Origin of the sequence: Sorangium sp. So ce128 (assembly GCF_051525245.1) — a bacterium.
GTDB classification, from domain to species: domain Bacteria; phylum Myxococcota_A; class Polyangia; order Polyangiales; family Polyangiaceae; genus Sorangium; species Sorangium cellulosum_B.
The window spans coordinates 10,248,321-10,266,874 of sequence record NZ_CP150313.1; the positions used below are offsets into that span (position 1 = coordinate 10,248,321).

Annotated in this window: 14 protein-coding genes; 9 read left to right on the top strand and 5 right to left on the bottom strand. The window is 69.7% G+C overall.

Translation table 11 applies throughout. The features are described 5' to 3' along the window. Nucleotides 1-3 precede the first annotated feature (3 nt). The 3 genes from WME82_RS38790 to WME82_RS38800 are packed head-to-tail and all read left to right on the top strand — an operon-like array spanning nucleotide 4 to nucleotide 3,247. Nucleotides 4-801 (top strand): ABC transporter ATP-binding protein, encoded by a 798-nt coding sequence (locus WME82_RS38790; RefSeq protein WP_438039443.1) that lies wholly within the window; start codon nucleotides 4-6, stop codon nucleotides 799-801. After that, nucleotides 798-2,018: an ABC transporter permease gene (locus WME82_RS38795; protein ID WP_437741560.1), complete on the top strand. Its 1,221-nt coding sequence runs from the start codon at nucleotides 798-800 to the stop codon at nucleotides 2,016-2,018. The genes WME82_RS38790 and WME82_RS38795 overlap by 4 nt, the downstream gene beginning before the upstream one ends. Further along, the gene (locus WME82_RS38800) at nucleotides 2,015-3,247 is read left to right on the top strand and encodes an ABC transporter permease (protein ID WP_437741561.1); all 1,233 of its coding nucleotides are present in this window, start codon (nucleotides 2,015-2,017) and stop codon (nucleotides 3,245-3,247) included. The genes WME82_RS38795 and WME82_RS38800 overlap by 4 nt, the downstream gene beginning before the upstream one ends. An 86-nt stretch (nucleotides 3,248-3,333) precedes the next feature. Here the strand turns inward: WME82_RS38800 and WME82_RS38805 are convergent, their stop codons facing one another. The 3 genes from WME82_RS38805 to WME82_RS38815 form a co-directional block, all read right to left on the bottom strand. Next, nucleotides 3,334-5,367, bottom strand: a complete 2,034-nt coding sequence (locus WME82_RS38805; RefSeq protein ID WP_438039444.1) for a S1 RNA-binding domain-containing protein — start codon at nucleotides 5,365-5,367, stop codon at nucleotides 3,334-3,336. Between the two features lie 126 nt (nucleotides 5,368-5,493). Continuing rightward, the gene (locus tag WME82_RS38810; RefSeq protein ID WP_438039445.1) at nucleotides 5,494-6,594 is read right to left on the bottom strand and encodes a P-loop NTPase; all 1,101 of its coding nucleotides are present in this window, start codon (nucleotides 6,592-6,594) and stop codon (nucleotides 5,494-5,496) included. A 126-nt stretch (nucleotides 6,595-6,720) separates the two neighbouring features. Beyond that, a complete protein-coding gene (locus WME82_RS38815) occupies nucleotides 6,721-7,956 on the bottom strand; it encodes a hypothetical protein (RefSeq protein WP_438039446.1) in 1,236 nt (411 codons plus the stop codon). A gap of 407 nt (nucleotides 7,957-8,363) precedes the next feature. Between WME82_RS38815 and WME82_RS38820 the strand changes: the two genes are divergently transcribed. From WME82_RS38820 to WME82_RS38830, 3 genes are all read left to right on the top strand, one after another. Continuing rightward, nucleotides 8,364-8,891 (top strand): TlpA disulfide reductase family protein, encoded by a 528-nt coding sequence (locus WME82_RS38820; protein ID WP_437711158.1) that lies wholly within the window; start codon nucleotides 8,364-8,366, stop codon nucleotides 8,889-8,891. Nucleotides 8,892-9,039: 148 nt separating this feature from the next. Beyond that, nucleotides 9,040-9,564 (top strand): TlpA disulfide reductase family protein, encoded by a 525-nt coding sequence (locus WME82_RS38825; protein ID WP_437295034.1) that lies wholly within the window; start codon nucleotides 9,040-9,042, stop codon nucleotides 9,562-9,564. Continuing rightward, the gene (locus tag WME82_RS38830; protein WP_438039447.1) at nucleotides 9,554-11,665 is read left to right on the top strand and encodes a hypothetical protein; all 2,112 of its coding nucleotides are present in this window, start codon (nucleotides 9,554-9,556) and stop codon (nucleotides 11,663-11,665) included. The genes WME82_RS38825 and WME82_RS38830 overlap by 11 nt, the downstream gene beginning before the upstream one ends. Before the next feature lie 36 nt (nucleotides 11,666-11,701). On the opposite strand, the gene WME82_RS38835 is transcribed toward WME82_RS38830, so the two are convergent. Next, nucleotides 11,702-13,024, bottom strand: coding sequence for a hypothetical protein (locus WME82_RS38835; RefSeq protein WP_438039448.1), 1,323 nt, complete (start codon nucleotides 13,022-13,024; stop codon nucleotides 11,702-11,704). 95 nt (nucleotides 13,025-13,119) lie between these two features. Between WME82_RS38835 and WME82_RS38840 the strand changes: the two genes are divergently transcribed. Then, nucleotides 13,120-14,109: a diacylglycerol/lipid kinase family protein gene (locus WME82_RS38840; RefSeq protein WP_438039449.1), complete on the top strand. Its 990-nt coding sequence runs from the start codon at nucleotides 13,120-13,122 to the stop codon at nucleotides 14,107-14,109. Nucleotides 14,110-14,317: 208 nt separating this feature from the next. Next, nucleotides 14,318-15,202, top strand: coding sequence for an acyl-CoA desaturase (locus WME82_RS38845; protein ID WP_438039450.1), 885 nt, complete (start codon nucleotides 14,318-14,320; stop codon nucleotides 15,200-15,202). Between the two features lie 290 nt (nucleotides 15,203-15,492). Here WME82_RS38845 and WME82_RS38850 read toward each other — a convergent pair whose 3' ends face one another. Next, nucleotides 15,493-17,178: a CTP synthase gene (locus tag WME82_RS38850; RefSeq protein ID WP_437853021.1), complete on the bottom strand. Its 1,686-nt coding sequence runs from the start codon at nucleotides 17,176-17,178 to the stop codon at nucleotides 15,493-15,495. A gap of 460 nt (nucleotides 17,179-17,638) precedes the next feature. Between WME82_RS38850 and WME82_RS38855 the strand changes: the two genes are divergently transcribed. Beyond that, nucleotides 17,639-18,538: a fumarylacetoacetate hydrolase family protein gene (locus tag WME82_RS38855; RefSeq protein ID WP_437741570.1), complete on the top strand. Its 900-nt coding sequence runs from the start codon at nucleotides 17,639-17,641 to the stop codon at nucleotides 18,536-18,538. Nucleotides 18,539-18,554: the final 16 nt, after the last annotated feature.

The window sequence follows — 18,554 nt, forward strand, 5'->3', positions numbered from 1 at the left end:
GTGATGCTGCCCCAGAGCCAAGGCGTCGCCGCGGCGCCCCGAGACGAGCCGCTCATCGAGCTCGCGAGCGTCGGCAAGGACTACACGACCGAGGCCGTCATCGTGAGGGCGCTCCGGCACGTGGATCTGACCATCCAGCACGGCGATTTCGTCGCGATCGTCGGGCAGAGCGGCTCGGGCAAGAGCACCCTGATGAACATCATCGGGTGCCTGGACCGGCCGACGCATGGCACGTACCGGCTCGACGGCCTCGACGTCACCCGGCGCAGCAACGACGCGCGCGCGATCGTCAGGAACCGCCTTATCGGGTTCGTCTTCCAGGGCTTCAACCTGCTGCCGCGCACCACGGCGCTCGAGAACGTCGAGCTGCCGCTGGTCTACCGGGGCGTCGGCGCGGCGGAGCGGCGCAAGCGGGCGCTCGAGGCGCTCGGCGCGGTGGGGCTGGCCGAGCGCCTGCACCACACGCCGAACCAGCTCTCGGGCGGACAGCAACAGCGCGTCGCCATCGCGCGGGCGCTCGTCACCTCGCCGCCGCTGCTCCTCGCCGACGAGCCCACGGGCAACCTCGACACGCGCACGAGCTACGAGGTGCTCGGGCTGCTGCAGCGGCTCAACCGGGACGGGATCACGATCGTCCTCGTGACGCACGAGCCGGACATCGCCGCCTGCGCGAGCCGCGTGATCACGATGCGCGACGGCGAGATCCGCAGCGATCTCAGGAACGATCGCCCCGTCGACGCGGCCGCGGCGCTGGCCGCGCTGCCGCTCTCCGCGGCGGAGAGCGACGAGCTCTCGCCATGAGCGGCTACCTCGCCGCCGTCCGGATCGCGCTGCGCGCCATCGTCCGGTCGAAGCTCCGCGCCGCCCTGACGGTGCTCGGCATCCTGATCGGGGTCTCGGCCGTGGTGATCGTCGTGGCGCTCGGGACGGGCGTGCGCAACCGCGTCCTGGGCGAGATCTCGGGCATGGGGGCGAGCTCGATCTACATCTTCCCGCAGTCGACGCAGGCGTCGGGGCTGAAGCGCCGCGAGAACGCGAGGATGTCGGAGGCCGACGGGATCGCGATCCTGAAGGAGTCGACGAGCGTGGCCGCGCTGAGCCCGTTCAGCTCGACGTCGACGCAGGTCGTGGCCGGAGAGGCCAACGTCGCGACCCAGGTCATGGGCGTGACCCGGAGCTACCTCTCGATCCTCTCGTACAGCGTCGGGATGGGCGAGGGCTGGACCGAGGCCGACGAGCAGCTCAAGGCGAAGGTCTGCCTGATCGGCGAGACCGTCCGGGAGAACCTGTTCGGCTCGGGCGAGGCCGTGGGCCGGTACATCCGGATCGGCAAGCACCCGTTCCGGGTGATCGGGGTGCTCGCGAAGAAGGGGCAATCGCCCTTCGGTGAGGACCAGGATGACCGGCTGCTCATGCCGATCGGCAGCTTCCGGTCGCGGATCGTGCCGAGCGCGCCGGGCAGGGTGCAGATGCTCGTCGCCGCCGCCACGAGCGAGCGGACCGTCGATCGCGCGGTGGAGCAGATCGACAGGATCCTCCGGCAGCGCCACGAGATCGCGCCGGACGACGAGCCGAATTTCGTGATCCGCACGCAGGCGGAGTTCCGCGCGTCCCAGGAGCGGATCCTGGACACCTTGACGATGCTCCTGTCCTCGATCGCCGCGGTGTCGCTCCTCGTCGGCGGGATCGGCGTCATGAACATCATGCTGGTCAGCGTCACCGAGCGGACGCGCGAGATCGGCATCCGCATGGCGATCGGCGCCTCCGAGGGAGACATCCTCGTCCAGTTCCTTGTCGAGGCCATCACCCTGTCGCTCATCGGGGGCGTGCTCGGGCTCGGCGCGGGGCTCGGCGTCATCAAGGCCCTCGCCGCGACGCTCGGCTGGAACATGACGTTGCCGGCCAGCGCGGTCGTCGTCGCGGTGGGGACGAGCGCGACGATCGGGATCGTCTTCGGGTTCTTCCCGGCCCGCCGCGCGGCCCGTCAGGATCCCATCGCCGCCCTGAGGCACGAATGAGCGCCACGCTCACCCGGGTGTTCTCGGCGGTCGTGATCGCGCTGCGCGCCGTCCGCCGGAACAAGCTCCGCGCCGGGCTCACGATCCTGGGGATCACGATCGGCGTCGCGGCCGTCGTCACCGTCACGGCGCTGGCGAGCGGCGCGCGCGCCAACGTCAACGCGCAGATCTCGAACCTCGGCTCCAACTCGCTCATCGTCTTCGCCCGATCCGCCCGCGCCTCGGGCGTCCGCAGCACCGCGGGCGCCAAGCTCTCGGAGCTCGACGGCCAGGCGCTCGCGCGCGAGTCGACGAGCATCCGGCTCGTGGCGCCGTTCCTCAGGTCGAGCGCCCAGGTCATCCACGAGGGCCAGAACGCGAGCCCGACGCTCGTCGGGACGCGCCTGAACTACTTCGAGATCCGGAGCTGGAAGGTCGCGCAGGGAGAGCCGTGGAGCCCCGCCTCGGAGAACCTCTCCGAGAAGGTCGTCGTGATCGGGGCTCAGACCGCGCGCGATCTGTTCGGATCGCTCGATCCGGTCGGCCGGATGGTGCGGATCGGCCGCCAGATGTACCGTGTGCTCGGCGTGCTGGAGGAGAAGGGAGCGTCGCCCTTCGGGCAGAGCCAGGACGAGATCGTGCTGATGCCCATCACCACGATGCGGTCGCACGTCATCGCCACGCGACCCGGGGAGGTTCATGCCATCTTGCTGAGCTCGACGTCGGCCGAGACGTCGGAGCGCGCCAGGCAGCAGGCCGAGGCGATCCTCCGCCAGCGGCACCGCATCGGCGAGAACGACGAGGACGACTTCGCCGTCCGGAGCCAGGCGGAGTTCCAGGCCATGCAGGACGCGATCTTCGCGGCGCTCTCGGCGTTGCTCGTCAGCATCGCGGCGGTGTCGCTCGTCGTGGGCGGCATCGGCGTCATGAACATCATGCTGGTCAGCGTCACCGAGCGCACCCGGGAGATCGGCATCCGGATGGCCATCGGCGCCCGGGAGATCGACATCCTGCTGCAGTTCCTGCTCGAGGCGCTCGTGCTCGCCACGCTGGGCGGCATCGTCGGCAGCGCGCTCGGGTACGGCGTCATCCTCGGGTTCTCGCGCGCGTTCGACTGGCCGATGAGGCTCGAGCCGGCTGCGCTCGCGGTCGCGCTCGGGGTGAGCACGGCGATCGGGATCGTCTTCGGGTTCTTCCCGGCGCGGCGGGCCGCGCGCATGGATCCCGTGAACGCGCTAGGGCGCGAGTAGCGCGAAGCGCGCCGGACCGCGGGCGGTGGCTGGAGGAGGAGGGAGGCGGAGGCGCCGCCGCACGGGCGGCGCGCGCCTCCCCGGGATCAGCTCTTCTTCATCAGGTCGGCGAACGTGCCGAACTTGGCCTCGCGCGCGACCCCCGCGCGGTACTGCTGGTACGCCTGCTTCTCGGCGTCCTCCTTGAGGGCGCGGATCGACAGCTTGGCCTCGCCCCGGCGCGGATCCACCTCGATGACCTTCGCGTCGAGCTGGGTCCCGATGGGGAACTCCTTCCGGAGGTCGGTGCCACGCTGGGTACCGGTGTGGCCGGCCGGGATGAAGCCGCGAGCCGCTCGCCCCGTGGTGCCGAGCACCCGGACGACGAGCCCCCCTTCGGTCACCTGCGTGACGGACACCTTCACCGCCTTGCCCTGCTGAACGCGCTGGCGCGGCTCGCTCTCCTCGCCCTCGGGCGGTGCAGGGTGGAGCCCGATGCGCCGGCCCGCGGCGTCGCAGGTCGCGACGACAACGTCGACGTCGTCACCGACCTTCACGACCTCGTCCGGGTGCTGGATCGGCTTCATCGAGAGGTCGGCCGTGTGAATGAGCCCATCGATGCCCGGCTCGAGCTCGATGAACGCGCCGAACGGCTGCAGGCGAGCGACCTTGCCCTTGTGGCGCGTGCCGACCGCGTACTTCTCCTTCACCGCGTCCCACGGGTCGACCGTGGCGGCCTTGCGGCTCAGCCAGAGCTTGCCCTTGTCGTCGACGCGGAGGACCTTCACGTCGATCTCCGCGCCCGGCTTGAACAGGTCGGCCAGCTTGGCGCCGCGGTCGTGGCTCGCCTCGCTCATGTGGACCAGCCCCTCGACGCCGCCGGCGTCGGGGAGCGCGACGAACACGCCCCACGCGACGACCTTGCGCACGATGCCCTTGTGCAGCGAGCCGGGCTCGATCGACGTGAGCGCCTCGGTGCGCGCCTTCCGGCTCTCCTCTTCGAGCATCTTGCGGCGGGACACGACGATGTCGCGCCCCTTCTTCGCGAACTGGGTCACGCCGAAGTCGAGCCGCTGGCCCACGAGGTAGTTGAGGTCGGCGCCGTGGCGCAGATCGACGTGCGACGCCGGCGCGAAGGCGCGGAGGCCGCCGAGGTCGACCTCGAGCCCGCCCTTCACCGCCCCGGTCACGAACCCCTCGATCGACTCGCCGCTCTGGAGCGCAGCCTCGGCGCGCGCGCGCGCCTGATCGAGCTGCACCGGCGCCCTCGACAGGAGGAGCATGCCTCCGCGCACGCCGGTGCTCGCCACCGTCGCGATGAACTGATCTCCCTCGACGGGCGGCTCTTCCTCGAGGATCTCGCGACGGTCGAACAGCCCCGTCGCCTTCCCGGCGATGTCGATCCAGATGGCATGGTCGGTGGTCTTGCTGACCCTGCCGAACACTTCCTCGCCGATGCTGAAGGCCGGGCGCTCGCGCGGCGGCGGCGCGCCCTGCCCCTTGCGCCGCTTGCGCTTCTCGCCACCGGGCTGCGGCTGCCCGCCCGCCTCGTCGGCCGCCTGCTCCTCCGCGCCCTCGTCTTCTTCTGCCGCGTCGGCCGCCTCCGCGCCGCTGGCCTCGGCCGCCTCAGCTGCCTCGCCCTCGGGCTGGCCGGCCTCCTCCGCGCCCTTGCGGCGACGGCGGCGACGGCGCTTCTTTCCAGCGCCACCCTCGGTCTGCGCGGCCGCACCGGCCTCTCCGGCCGGCGCGGGCTTCGCGGCCGGCGCGGGCTTCGCGGCCGCCGGAGGGGTCCGTTTGCCGGACGAGAACCCCGGCTTGCGGTTGCCGATATCATCCCGCGGCAGGCCTGGAACGCGGTTGCCGATGTCGTCGCCCGGCTGCTCTTCCCACTCGTCGTCGGCATCACGCGCCGGGGCGGCGCTCGCCGCCGCGGCCGGTGTCGCCTCGGACTGGGCCGAGCTCGCCTGCGACGACGCTTCTCCGCCGGGCTCGTGGCTCGCTTCGGTTGGGGGGGTGGACCCCCCTTCATGGGCTTGGGCTGCTTGCTCGGGCGCAGCGTTCGACGACTCGAGCGGGCCGCCCTGGTCGGCCGGAGCTCCCGGCGCGTCCGCCGGCGTGGTGGTATTTTCGTGGGTATTCATCCGCGCCTCGCGCGACAACGCATGCCGATGGGGGCGAAACGTGCTCGCGTTCTCTCCAACGGCCCCCTCGGTTGAATGGGGGAAGGGGCCGGAACCATATCGTATCCGGGACGTTTACGCGAGAGCCTACCGCATGATGGGCAGGTGCTTGTTGGTCCCCCCGCTCCGATCGATGCGGATGCCGCCCCCGCTCGCGAGGTTGTGGGCGCTGACCTGGCCGGCCAGCCGCTCCGCCACATCCACGAAAGCGCGCGCAATCGGGCTGCTCGGGGCAGCCTGTACGACCGGCGTGCCGGCGTCGCCCCACTCCCGGATGGCCGGATCCATCGGGATCTGGCCGAGCAGCGGCGCCTCCGCGAACTCCGCGATCTTCTGCCCGCCGCCGGCCCCGAAGAGCTCGTGCCGCTTGCTGCACCCGTCGCACACGAAGTAGCTCTCGTTCTCGACCACGCCGAGCAGGGCGATCCCGACTTTCTGGGCCATCGAGACCGATTTGTACACGTCCTGGAGGGCCACCTCCTGCGGCGTTGTCACGACGATCGCGCCCGTGGTCCTCATCTTCTGGGAAATCGTCAGCGCGATGTCGCCGGTGCCGGGCGGAAGATCAAGCACGAGGTAGTCGAGCTCACCCCATTCCACGTCGCGCATGAACTGGATCAGGGCGTTCTGGAGCATCGGCCCGCGCCAGACGACCGCCGATCTCGGATCTTCCAGCAGGAAGCCGATCGACATGAGCTTCACGCCGAAGCGCTCGAGCGGCAGAAACTTCTGCCCATCGGCCGACGTCGGGCGGCCCATCACGCCGAGCATGGTCGGGACGCTCGGCCCGTACATGTCCGCGTCGAGGAGGCCGACCTTGGCCCCCTCGCGGCTGAGCGCCAGGGTGAGGTTCGCGGCGACCGTGCTCTTGCCGACGCCGCCCTTGCCGCTCATCACGAGGACGATGTTCCGCACGCCCGGGGACGGGTCGTCCTGAAGGATGGTGCGCGCGGGGATGCCGACGTCCCACGCAATCTGGACGCCCTTCGCGCCGGCGCCCTTCAGAGCCGCCTCGATGTCCGCCGCGAGCCGCTGCTTGAAGTAGCTGGTCAGCTCGACGGTGAGCGAGACGGCCTCGCCCTCGACCGAGAGCTCCCGGACGCGACCGAGATCGGTGATGGGGCGCTGGAGGTCCGGCGCGATGACCTTTGCCAGCGCGGCGAGCGCGGCGTCCTTCGTGATGGGCATGGGGCGAAGGAGTTAGGACTGCTCGGGATTCCCGTCAACCGGCGAGCGCGGCGTCGCCGCGGGCGCTCGCTCTGGCCTGGCCGGGCGCGGCGCGACAAAGGCCGTTCCTGCGCCCGGCCGGCGCCGTTACCAGCAGGTAACGACGCTGGAATCGGGGTCGCCGCGATCGAGCTGGCGCGACGGCAGGTAGCACCGCGAGTCTACACAGTCCCCGCTCGAGTTCTGCTCGACGCACACGCACGCGCCGACGAGCCCGCTGGGCGACTTCGGGCAGACCTCAGCCGCGTTCTCCGCGGTGCACCGGATGGGGAGCGCCGCGTCCAGGCACGCCCGCTCGCCGCGCAGCGTGGTGGTGCACTCCATCGTGGAGTCCGCGTCGCCGCAGTCGGTGTCGTTGCGGCACGGCTCGCAGAAGTTGCCCTTGCCGGTGCAGGCGCCGAACCGCGGGATGCACGCGCCCTCGTCGCACCGGTAGTCCAGGTCGCAGTCGGAGTCCGCGCTGCAGGACCTGGCGCACCGGCGCTCGCCGTCGATCGCGACGCAGCGCTGCTCTGCGGCGAACGAGCAGTCGAAATCGGTGCTGCACGGCGCGCACTGGGTGCGCTTGACGCAGGTGCTGCGCAGCAGGCACACCGGGCCCTCGACATAGGTGTTGCCGTCCCCGAACGTTGACGGGTCGATGCACTCCTCGTCGGTCTCACCGCAGAAGCCGTCATCCCCCTTGTCCGTGCCGCAGATCGCGTGAGGATCGCGGGACACGGCGCACTCGAAGCCGCCGGGGCAGTCCGCATCGCCCATGCAGTGCGGCATCGTGCAGTAGGCCTCGGCGTCGCCCTGCCCCTTGCCAAGGCACTCCAGGCCGAGCGAGGTGCACTGGTCGGGAGAGCAGGCCGGGACGACGCAGGCGCTGCCGTCGCTGCACTTGCCGGCGGAGCAGGCGGGGTCGTCGCCGCACCGCTCCGTGTCGCGCTGGCACTCGCCTGGGTTCCCGTTGCATTGGCTCGGATCGCACGGCGTCTCGTCGGGGCAGCGCCCGAACTGGCCGCACTCGGTGCCGAATGGACAGGGCGCACCGAAGCCCACCATCTTCTCCTTCTGCGTGCAGACCAGGATCTCGGCCTTCGTGTCGTCCTCCGCGGCCGGCGCACAGTCCTGGATGCCTGGAATACATTCGCGGTGGCTGCTGCACCTGAGCACGCAGCGGTTGCCGACGCAGGTGTTGCCCTCCTGGCAGAGCTCTGGCTTGCATTTGCCCTCGCAGACGCCGTCGACGATGACCCCCCCGAAGCATTTGTCCTGTGGCGTGCCCGACGAGCATGCGCCGCTCGCGATGGCCGCCCCGCTCGCCAGGCAGCACAGCATCAGGAAGGCGTGGATACTACGGAGACGGGGCCGACGGGCGCTGTGAGAAGCGACAACCTGCTGCATAGGACCTCAGCGCGGGAAACACCCGCGGATCGGGGCAGGCACGGCGGGCCTGGCCGGAGATTGCGGAAACGCGCTCCCGAGCGAAGCGGCGACGCCAAGGTTGCCCTTGACGCCCCCCGTGCCGCCCAGAAGAATGAGCACTCCTACACCATACTTCAGGCGGTGGCATCATGCGAATCGACGCGGTTCTCGGTGGGATGGGCCTTTTCGTCGTGGCGGCTCTAGGGCTCGTCGGCTGCGCAGAAGAGGATCCCATTCCTGCGCCTCCCTTTCCCGAGGGGACGGGTCAAGCTGCGAACGCTCGATATCCGGCTGGGCCGTATGGGGTGAGCCTCCACCGGGTGATCGCGAACTATCAGTTCGTCGGGTACGCCAACGCCGCCGAACACAACGACACGATGCAGCCGATTCAGCTCGCCGATTTCTACAACCCGACCGGGACGGAGGTCTTTCCGGAAGGCTCGCTTTACGGCGCGGGAGAGCCGAAGCCGAAGGTGCTGCTGATCGACGTCTCGTCCGTATGGTGCGGCCCCTGCAAAATCGAGGCAGAGTCCGTCCTGCCCGAGCTCTACAAGAAGTATCAACCCCAGGGCGGCGAGTTCCTTGTTCAGCTCGCAGACGGAAGGACCCCGGGCGAGGCGGCGGTCCCGAACGACCTGTACCGCTGGACGACCCGGTACGACGTGCAGTACCCGTCGGCGATCGACCCTTCGTACAAGCTCGGCGCGCTTTTCCAGGCCGACGCGTTCCCGGCGAACATGATCGTCAGGACGCAGGACATGACGATCATGGAGATCGTCGCTGGCGTGCCCGAGGAAAACAGCAATTTCTGGCGAACCTTTGAGAAGATCATGAACGGCGAGCTCTGAACGAGCTTCGCCGTGGGCGCGTCGTCGAACCACCGGTCGGCGCGCGCGTGTAGGGAGAATCTGCCAGGGCGCCGCAGAGGGGCGCCCGCGACGTTGAGCCCTCATGCCGGTCGGCCGCTCAGGCCGGCCCCTTCGCGACGGAAACCCAATGAACCGAAAAACCCGCTGCGCGCTCTCGCTGGCGTTCATTGTCCTCGGCCTCGCCGCCGCCTCGTGCGGAGCGGCCTCAGGCGGCTCATCGGCGAGCCCGGCCCCGGACTTCTCGCTCCCCGCCCTCGACGGCAAGACGGTCAGGCTCTCGGACTATGCCGGCAAGAGCGTGGTGCTCATCGACTTCTGGTCGACCACCTGCGATCCGTGCCTGGCGGAGATGCCCCACCTCGTCGAGCTCTACAAGAAGCACAGGGACAAGGGGTTCGTCGTGCTCGCCGTGTCGCTCGACGGACCGGAGTCGCGGGCGCAGGTGAGCAGCACGGTCCACGACAGGGAGATGATCTTCCCTGTGCTCCTCGACGAGGAGACGACCGTGGCCGCCCGGTACAATCCGAAGCGCGAGCTTCCGTTCTCCGTGCTCATCGGCCGAGACGGCTCGATTCTTCACAAGCGCGGCGGGTACCAGCCCGGCGACGAGGCGGCGCTCACCGAGCAGGTCGAGAAGGCGCTTGGCCTATAGCGCCAGGGCGGCCGTCCGGCGCGCCTTCTCGGCGCGATCGACGGCTCGCTCGCTCCACGGCGGCGAGGTCCATGGTAGAGATCGGGCGGTGCGCAGCCCGCTCCGCCTCGTCCGTTCCTGCCTGACAGCGACGCTCCTCCTCGCGGCCTCGCCGGCGGCGGCGGTCGATCTCCCGAACGTCGGCGGCGAACCGATCTCGCTCGATGTCGTGAACACCACGGCCATCAGCTACCACTTCGACAATCGCAACGACGATGGCCGCTATCCTTCGCGCTATCTCGACGACAACTACGGAGAGATCGTCGATCGGCTCGACGCCCAGCTCAACTGGTGGCGCCTGCAGCTCGGTATGCGGCTCAACGGCTCTTTCTACGTGCCCAGGCCCTCGGCGACCGACATCGATCTGCAGCGGAAGGTCCTGAACAAAGAGGTCTCGTTCAAGCTGGACGACGCCGCGCGGGAGCTCCACTCCCGGTATTTGACGACGGTCTACCCGGCGAAGCTCTGGCTCACCTACACGCAGCCGGGCATCGAGGCCACGGTCGGCGACTTCTACGCACAGCTCGGACGCGGCCTCGTCTTCAGCGTGCGGAAGATGGACGAGCTGGCCATCGACACGACCGTGAGGGGCGGCAGGCTCGTGCTCGACAAGGATTTCCAGCTGTTCAGGCTGGAGGCCACCGCCTTCGCCGGACAGATGAACCCCCTGCGCGTCGACGACGCGAGCGGCAGGCGGCTCCACGGGGACGGGTCGCCGCTCTTCTTCGCCTTCCCTGGCGCGAGCGACCTGGCCACAATCGACTTCAACCAAAGCAACCGGCCTTACGATGCGATCGAGGGGGCCCGGCCGAACTACCTGGAGGACACCGTGTTCGGCGGACGCCTGGAGGCAGGAGTGAAGGGCGTCGAGCTCGCAGCAAACGGCGCGCTGCTGCTGCGCACGTCACACACCGAGGAGTTCAACCGATGCATGGCCGCGGCTCAGCTCATTGAGGACGTCGATGCGCGCAGGGAGCAGGGACGCCTGTGCGCTGGTGAGTTCCCGGAGTTCGTCAACAACGCCCCCGAACGGCAGCGCAACGCGATTCGCACCTTCAGCGGCTCGGTGAGCATTCCGTCCATCGCGGAGCGCGGGGACGTCTACGTCGAGGTGGCCGGTCAGCAGCTCCGCAGCGGTCGCCCCGATCGGGATGGAAACCCGGAGAAGGACATATCCGGCTACGCGATCTATCTGGCGGCGAACGGGCGCGGAGGTCCGCTCGCCGTCGCCCTCGAAGGGAAGCACTACCGGCGGTTCTTCCCGCTCTCGGCCAACATCGACGTCTCTCCGCTGTCGAACCCGGGGTTCAATGCGCCGGAGTTCGCGGGCGTGGCATACAACCAGCCTCCGACGGCGGAGCCCATCTACGTCGAGCCGATCGGGAGCCCCAATGTCTGCGTGACCGGCGGTCGCGCCCGCGTGGACTACCGCTTCAACCGGAGCGCGGCCATTTACGCCTGGCTCGGGCGCTATGTGAGCTTCTCGGAACGCCGGGACAACATCGACTGCGACACGGCGGATATCAATCGGACCGATACCTGGGATACCGCGGCAGGCACCGAGATCGACTTCGATGGCCGCCGCTCGCACGTGCGCGCCTGGGCTGGAGTTCGGCAATCCGATGCGGCCGACACCGGCGACGTCTTCTACAGCGAAGGCTACGTCCGGTACGACATCGTGAAGCACCTCGCCGGCGCGTTCTCCCTCCAGGCACAGGGCAACAGCCGCCGGCGCTACAGGCCAGAGAATTTCGAATCGTCCTGGGTCGAAGGGGACAACTACGTCGCGCTCCAGTGGTCGCCCCATCTCGCTGCGATCTTTGGCTACGAGTACACGAACGCGCTTGGGTGTGCGCCGGGCAAGGGCAGCGAGCTCTGCCATTACTTCAACGGGGGACTTCAGTGGAAAGCCGGGTCGAGGGAGACAGCGCTCGACCAGGTCGTCGACACGGTGCAGCTCTTCGTAGGGCAGCGGCGCGCGGGCCTACGTTGCGTTTCGGGCGTGTGCCGGAACTTCCCACCGTTCGAGGGGGCGCGGCTCGAGCTCGTCTCCAGGTTCTGAGCGACCGGACCACCTCGGGCGCCGCCTCGGCAACGCTCAGAACGCCTCGAGGATGGCGCAGGCCACCGAGGTCCTGACCTGGGGCTCGGCGTCGGCGAGGAGCGATGCGGCGCGCGGGATCTCGCCGAGCGCGACCAAGCCCGCCCCCGCCGCCTCGCGCACCGGGATCTCGCGGGATCGGACGTCGCGCTCCAGCAGCGGCACGACCGCGCGGATTCCCGCACGTGCGAGGACTCCCCGCGCGAGCACCGCGCGCGTCGACGTCCCCGCGGCGAGCTTCATCAGCCAAGCGACGGCCGCGGAGCGCTCGCGCGCCGCGACGTCCCGCGGCGCGGCGTCGACGTGGCGGCTATGGACGGCGAAGGCCACGGCCTCATCCGGATCGCCCTGCGCCTCGATGAGCGCAGATCGCACCGCCGGGTCCTGGAGCGGCGCGGAGAGGATGGCGTAGACGCGATCCCGGCTCTGGCTGGAGCGGATGGAGCCGATGAGGACGGAGACCGCTTCGCCGGCACCCTCGCCTCCCGCGCGGACCAGCGCGCGCGCGGCGGCGATCGCGGGCGCGCCGCGCTGGGTGGAGATCGCCCAGCGCAGCTGCGCGCGTCCGCCGCCGTCCAGCGCGCGCGGCGTCGCCCACGCTTCGGCGATCGCCTCGCGCCCGGGTTCATCCGAGAGGGTCCAGACATCGCGCAGCGCCAGCACGAGGTCCTGACCGCCGAGCGCCCCGGCGGCGCGGATCGCCAGCGTCCGCGCGAGCGGGTAAGGGTCGAGCCGCGCCGCCTCGAGAAGCGCTTCCCGATCGCTCGGGTCCGCCGCGGCGACGGCGGCGCGAAGCGCCGAGACGCGAACCTCCTGATCTCCGTCGAGCATCCGCGAGCGGCGCACCGCGCCGTCCTCGGCTGTGATGAGCGCCCGCGTCTCCAGCGCGCGGAGCGCCGTGTCCTTGCCGGGGTATCGCCCCGCCGCCGCGTCGCTTGCGTACCGCTTCACGCTCTCCGGGTCGGTGAGCCCCGCCTCGAGGAGGATCATCGCCGCGGCGGTGGCGATCGCGTCCGAGCCCGCGGCGCGCTCGGCGAGCGCGTCCTCCAGCGCGCGCGCGCACGTCCGGAGCTCGCGCAGCCGATCGGCCCCCGATGGCGGCGTCGCGCGCGCGATCTCCCCCTGCGCGACCGCGCGGGCGATCGCTCGTGCGTCGTCGCTGTCCAGCGTGCCGCGGCGGAGCTCGTCGCTCAACGTGCGGCGCAGCTCGTCGAACCTGCCCGCCTCGGCTGCGCGTAGGGAGGCCGAGCTCGCGCAGCCGGTGACGGCGGCGAACGAGAGGAGGCCGGCGAGGATCGACCGGGAGAGCACGCGGCGCATGACGCGCCTCTTACCGCGCCGAAGTTCGCGTTCGAAGCCCCTTCGGCTCGACCACCCGGGGAATCCGTTTTATAGGGCGGTCACGTTCCGGCACCATGCGTATCGACGTCATCGTCAACACCACGGCGCGCCGGTACCGCGCGAGGCCGTCGCTCATCGACCGCATGGCGGCCGCGTGCGCTGGCGCGGCGGAGCTCCATCCGACCTCGAACGTCGGGGAGCTCGCGGAGGTCTGCGAGCGGCTCGCCCAGCGAGGCACGGATCTCGTCGCGCTCTCGGGCGGCGACGGCAGCTTCATGGCCGGCGTCACGGCCCTCGCGCGCGCCTTCGGCGATCGCTCGCTGCCGCCTCTTGTCCTGCTGCCAGGCGGCACCGTGGCGACCGTCGCGCGGAACTGGGGCATGGCCGGCGATCCGGCTGTGCTCCTCGCGCGGACGGTCAGCGAGGTTCGCGGCCTCCCGAGCGGCGCGGCCATCCATGGCGCCGTCCGCCGGCCCACCTTGCGCGTGCGCGCGACGACCCGCAGCGGCGTCGAGGAGCGCATCGGCTTCATCTTCGGCACCGGGCTCGTGGCCAGCTTCTTCGATGTCTACTACGAGCGCGGAGGCGACGGCTACGGCGCCGCTGCGCGCATCGTGGCGCGGGTGTTCATCGAGTCCTTCTACGGCGGCGCCTACGCGCGCCGCGTCCTCGACCCGCTGCCCTGCACGATCGAGGTGGAGGGGCGGCAGCTCGCCCCACGCGCCTGGTCGCTCATCTGCTCGTCTGCAGTGCGTGACCTCGGGATCCACATGCTGGTCACCTACCGGGCAGGGGAGGATCTCGATCGCCCTCACCTCGTCGCCAGCGCCCTGCCCCCTCGAGAGCTCGGGCCGCGCGCTCCGCTCGTCCTCGCGGGCCGCCGGATCGGCGGCAAGGACCACTTCGACGACCTCGTCCAAGATTTCACGGTCCGGTTCGGCGCCGAGGCCCGCGCGACCTCGCTCGGCGACGGCCCCTACATCCTCGACGGCGATCCCCTCCGAGCGAGCAAGATCCGGGTCTCCGCCGGGCCAGCCATCGACGTCCTCTCCCTGCGCCCCTGAGATCGCGCGCTCGTCGACGCCCTGCGCCGATCCGTCGGCGAGCCGGCTGCCGCATCGCATGACGGAATCATGACCAGCGTCGTGAGCCCCAGTGACGCGCGTGCTCGATGCTCCATCCACTTTGGAACCCATGACGCAAGCGCCTGCATCGAGCCCTACACGAGTCGTCGTACCGAAACCTGGCCCCAGCCTCGGCCAGATCTTCAACGTGCTGGGGATCACTGCGATCCACGTGGGCACCGTGGTCGCCATCCTCCGAGGTGCCACGTGGAAGCTCGCGGCGCTCGCCGCGGCCACGTACGTCGTCCGGATGTTCGCGATCACGGCGGTCTACCACCGGTACTTCTCGCACCGTAGCTACAAGACGAGCCGCGGCCTGCAATTCCTGCTTGCGCTGCTCGGCACCACGGCGACCCAGAAGGGCCCGCTGTGGTGGGGGGGGACGCACCGCGTCCACCACAAGTACTCGGACACCGAGCGCGACGTCCACAGCCCGCTCCGCAGGGGGTTCTGGTACGCGCACATGGGTTGGTGGCTCGGCCGCGAGCACGAGGAGCTCGACCTGAAGCGCATCCCTGACTTCGCGGGTTTCCCTGAGCTCCGCTGGCTGGACCGCTACCACGTGGTCGGGCCGCTCGGCATGATGGCGCTGCTCTTCGCGGTGGGCGGCTACGACGCGTTCCTGTGGGGCTATGTCGTGTCGACGTGCGCGCTCATGCACGGCACGTTCACGATCAACTCCCTCGCACACGTGTTTGGCTCGCGGCGCTACGCAACGACCGACACGAGCCGCAACAACTTCTGGCTCGCGCTGATCACCCTCGGCGAGGGCTGGCACAACAACCACCACCACTACATGAGCAGCGCGAACCAGGGCTTCTTCTGGTGGGAGATCGACGTCAGCTTCTACGTCCTGCGCGCGATGGAGAAGCTCGGCCTGATCTGGGAGCTCAGGACCGCGCCGGCGCACGTGCTGCAGCGGAACCTGATCAAGGAGGTCGGTGAGCGTTCGCCGCTCCTCGCCCCTCAGGCAGCAAACGCCGAGCCCCTTGACGCCCCGCCGCTGGGCCGGCCGAGCCTCGGCGACGTCTGATCGCGCGCGGCGTTCGTCATCGAGGATCTGCGGACGGAGGCTGCACGGCCGCCTTCGTCCGCAAGAGCTCGCGACAAATCCCTCGACGACCATCGCAGCGCCGCCCGTCTCGCCGTCGATGCGGCGGCCAGAGACCCTCGTGAGCTCTGGCGCCGGCCGCTAGAGCGCAGGCGCATCTTCGCGCGCTGCGCGCTCATCCGCGTCGTTCGGCTCGCTGCGGCGTAGCTTCGTACGCCTCACTCGCCCGCCTAGCGACTGAGCCCGTAGCGCACGAACCCGTGCACCCCGCTCTAGTTGACGGACGAGGCAGCTTGCTGGGTGTGGGCGGCGGCAGAATCGCCGGGCTTCGGCTTCTCGGCCTTGTTGCGCTCGCGTTGGCGCTCCAGACCGGCGCGCACGAAGCGCGCGAAGAGCGGGTGCGCGCTATGGGGGCGGCTCTTGAACTCGGGATGGAACTGACAGCCCACAAAGTACGGGTGCTCACGCAGCTCGATCATCTCGACGAGGCGCTGGTCGGGCGACGTCCCGGAAAGCACGAGCCCCTTCTGCACCATCGCCTCGCGGTACTTGTTCGACACCTCGTACCGATGCCGGTGCCGCTCGCTGATGCTCGTCTGCCCGTACGCCTCCGCGGCGATCGAGCCCTTGTCCAGGACGCACGGGTACGCGCCGAGGCGCATCGTCCCGCCCTTCTCGACGACCCCCTTCTGGTCGGGCATCAGATCGATCACCGGGTCGACCGCGTTGCGATCGAACTCCACGGAGTTGGCTCCCGTCATGCCGCAGACGTGGCGCGCGTACTCGACGACCGCGAGCTGCATGCCGAGACAGATCCCGAAGAACGGGATCTTCTCCTCACGCGCGTAGCGGATGGCTTCGATCTTCCCCTCGGTCCCGCGATCGCCGAAGCCGCCGGGCACGAGGATGGCGTCCAGGTTCGACAGCAGCTCGGGCGCGCCGCGCGCCTCGATCTGCTCGGAGTCGATGTACTCGAGCTCGACCCGCACGTCGTTGTGGAGCCCGCCGTGGACGAGCGCCTCGTGCAGCGACTTGTAGGAGTCGCGCAAGTGCACGTACTTGCCTACGACGCCGATCTTCACGATGCCGCGGGACGGCTTCTTGAATCGCTCGACGATGCGCTGCCACGGCGACAGGTCCGGCTGCCTCGCCCAGATGTTGAGCAGCTCCGTGATCTTCTCGTCGATCCCCTCGGCATGGAGCACGAGGGGGAGCTCGTAAATGCAGTCGACGTCGACGGCCGCGATCACGCAGTCGACGGCGACGTTCGAGAAGAGGGAGATCTTCTCCTTCATGCTGCGCGGGAGCGGCCGATCGCAGCGACAGAGGAGGATGTCCGGCTGAATGCCGATCTCGCGCATCTCCTTCACCGAGTGCTGGGTGGGCTTCGTCTTCAGCTCGCCCGCTGTCGCGATGAACGGCACCAGCGTGACGTGCACCGAGATCGCGTTCTGCGCGCCCGACTCCACCTTGAGCTGGCGGATCGCCTCGATGAACGGAAGCGACTCGATGTCACCCACGGTGCCGCCGACCTCGACGATCGCGACGTCAGCCCCGTCCGCAGCAGAACGGATGCGCAGCTTGATCTCGTCCGTGACGTGCGGGATCACCTGCACCGTCGCCCCGAGGTACTCGCCGCGGCGCTCCTTCGAGATGACCGCCTCGTAGACGCGGCCGGTGGTGAAGTTGTTCTGGCGGCTCATCCGGGCGAGCGTGAAGCGCTCGTAGTGCCCGAGATCGAGATCGGTCTCCGCCCCATCGTCTGTGACGAAGACCTCGCCGTGCTGGTAGGGGGACATCGTGCCGGGATCGACATTGATGTACGGGTCCAGCTTGAGGTGGGTGACCTTCAACCCACGGGACTCCATCAGCGCCCCGATCGAGGCCGCAGCCAGTCCCTTGCCGATCGACGATACGACTCCGCCTGTGACGAAGACGAATTTGGTCCGCTTGCTCATGACCCATCGCTCCGCTGCGCCGTGTGCGCGCCTGTAACCAGTCCCTCGAGCGGCGCTCCAAGGTGAGCGCCGCCGAGGGTCGGCTGTCCACGGCAAATACCTTGCCCGGCTTACAAGCCGCACGGCCCCGTCAGCAGGACCGAAGCCGGAGGAAACCCCGAGACGGGGAACCCCGCGCCGGCAACAGAACCTGACCTGCCGTACGAGCCCATCTGCAACCGGCAGGGACCCACGGCAAGCCTGCGCGACGTGATGCCGCTCTGAATCCGCCGGCATTCTAGGCCGCTCTCCCAGCGCGTCAATGCAAAGGACAATCCGATGTCCCAAGAAGGGTCGAGTCCCTCGGGATCGGACGCCGACCGCCGGCCGCAGGCGTAGGTGCTGGGGGCTCCGCCGGCCTGAGAGCTTCGGCGGACCGGGATGGTACGCTCCGCCGGCTCCCGGCGGGCCTGGTCACGCCATGAGAATCGCGCACGTGCTCCAGCTCGCGACGTCCACCCCGATCGTAGCGCTCGAACGGGACGGAGCGCTCTACGACGTCGCGGAGCTAGAGCGCCACTTCGGGACGAAGCTCGCGGACATCCGCGGCGTGTCGGACTTTCACACGCGCGTGGTGGCGCTCCGTTGCGCCGGCCTTCACGCGCTGGATGATCGGCTGCTCAGCGGAGATCGCCCCGCGTCGACGCATCTGCACCCAGCCACGATCTTGTGGCTGCCTCCCTGCGCCACCGACCGCGCGGCGTACATCCAGCTCGGCCCCTACGCGCACGGCGCCGAGCGCCCCTGGTATCGGTTCGGCAACAGCCGCGCGCTGCTTGGACATGCTGCCGAGATCCCCTTCCCCCCGCTCGAGGACAGGCCCGACTACGAGCTGAACCTCGCGGTGGTCCTCGGCGAGGATCTGCGGCGCGCCACCCCGGAAGAGGTGGAGCGCGCGATCGCTGGCTACACCGTGCTGAACGACTGGACCGCGCGCAGCCTGGAGGCGCGGTCGCTGGTGCGCGGGCTCCCACCGTCGGAGGCGAAGGACTTTGCGACGCAGCTCGGCCCGGTGCTCGTCACGCCCGACGAGCTCGGCTCGGTCGAGGCGCTGCGGACCCAGGTCCGCGTCGACGCCGAGACGCGTTCCTGTTCGCGCGTTGGCGAGTGGACCTTCTCGCTGGCAGAGTCCGTCGCGTACATCAGCAACCACATCGAGCTGCGCGCGGGCGACGTGATCGGAGCGGGCCGCGTCTTCGGTGGGAGCGCTGATCAGCGCGTACCGTACGGCGCCAGCGTCGAGCTGATGATCGAGCGCATCGGACGGATGACGGGCAAGCCCGTCTGCGGCCCCGCGCTGTTGCCATGGCGCCGCCGGTGAGCGAGCGTCGGCGCAT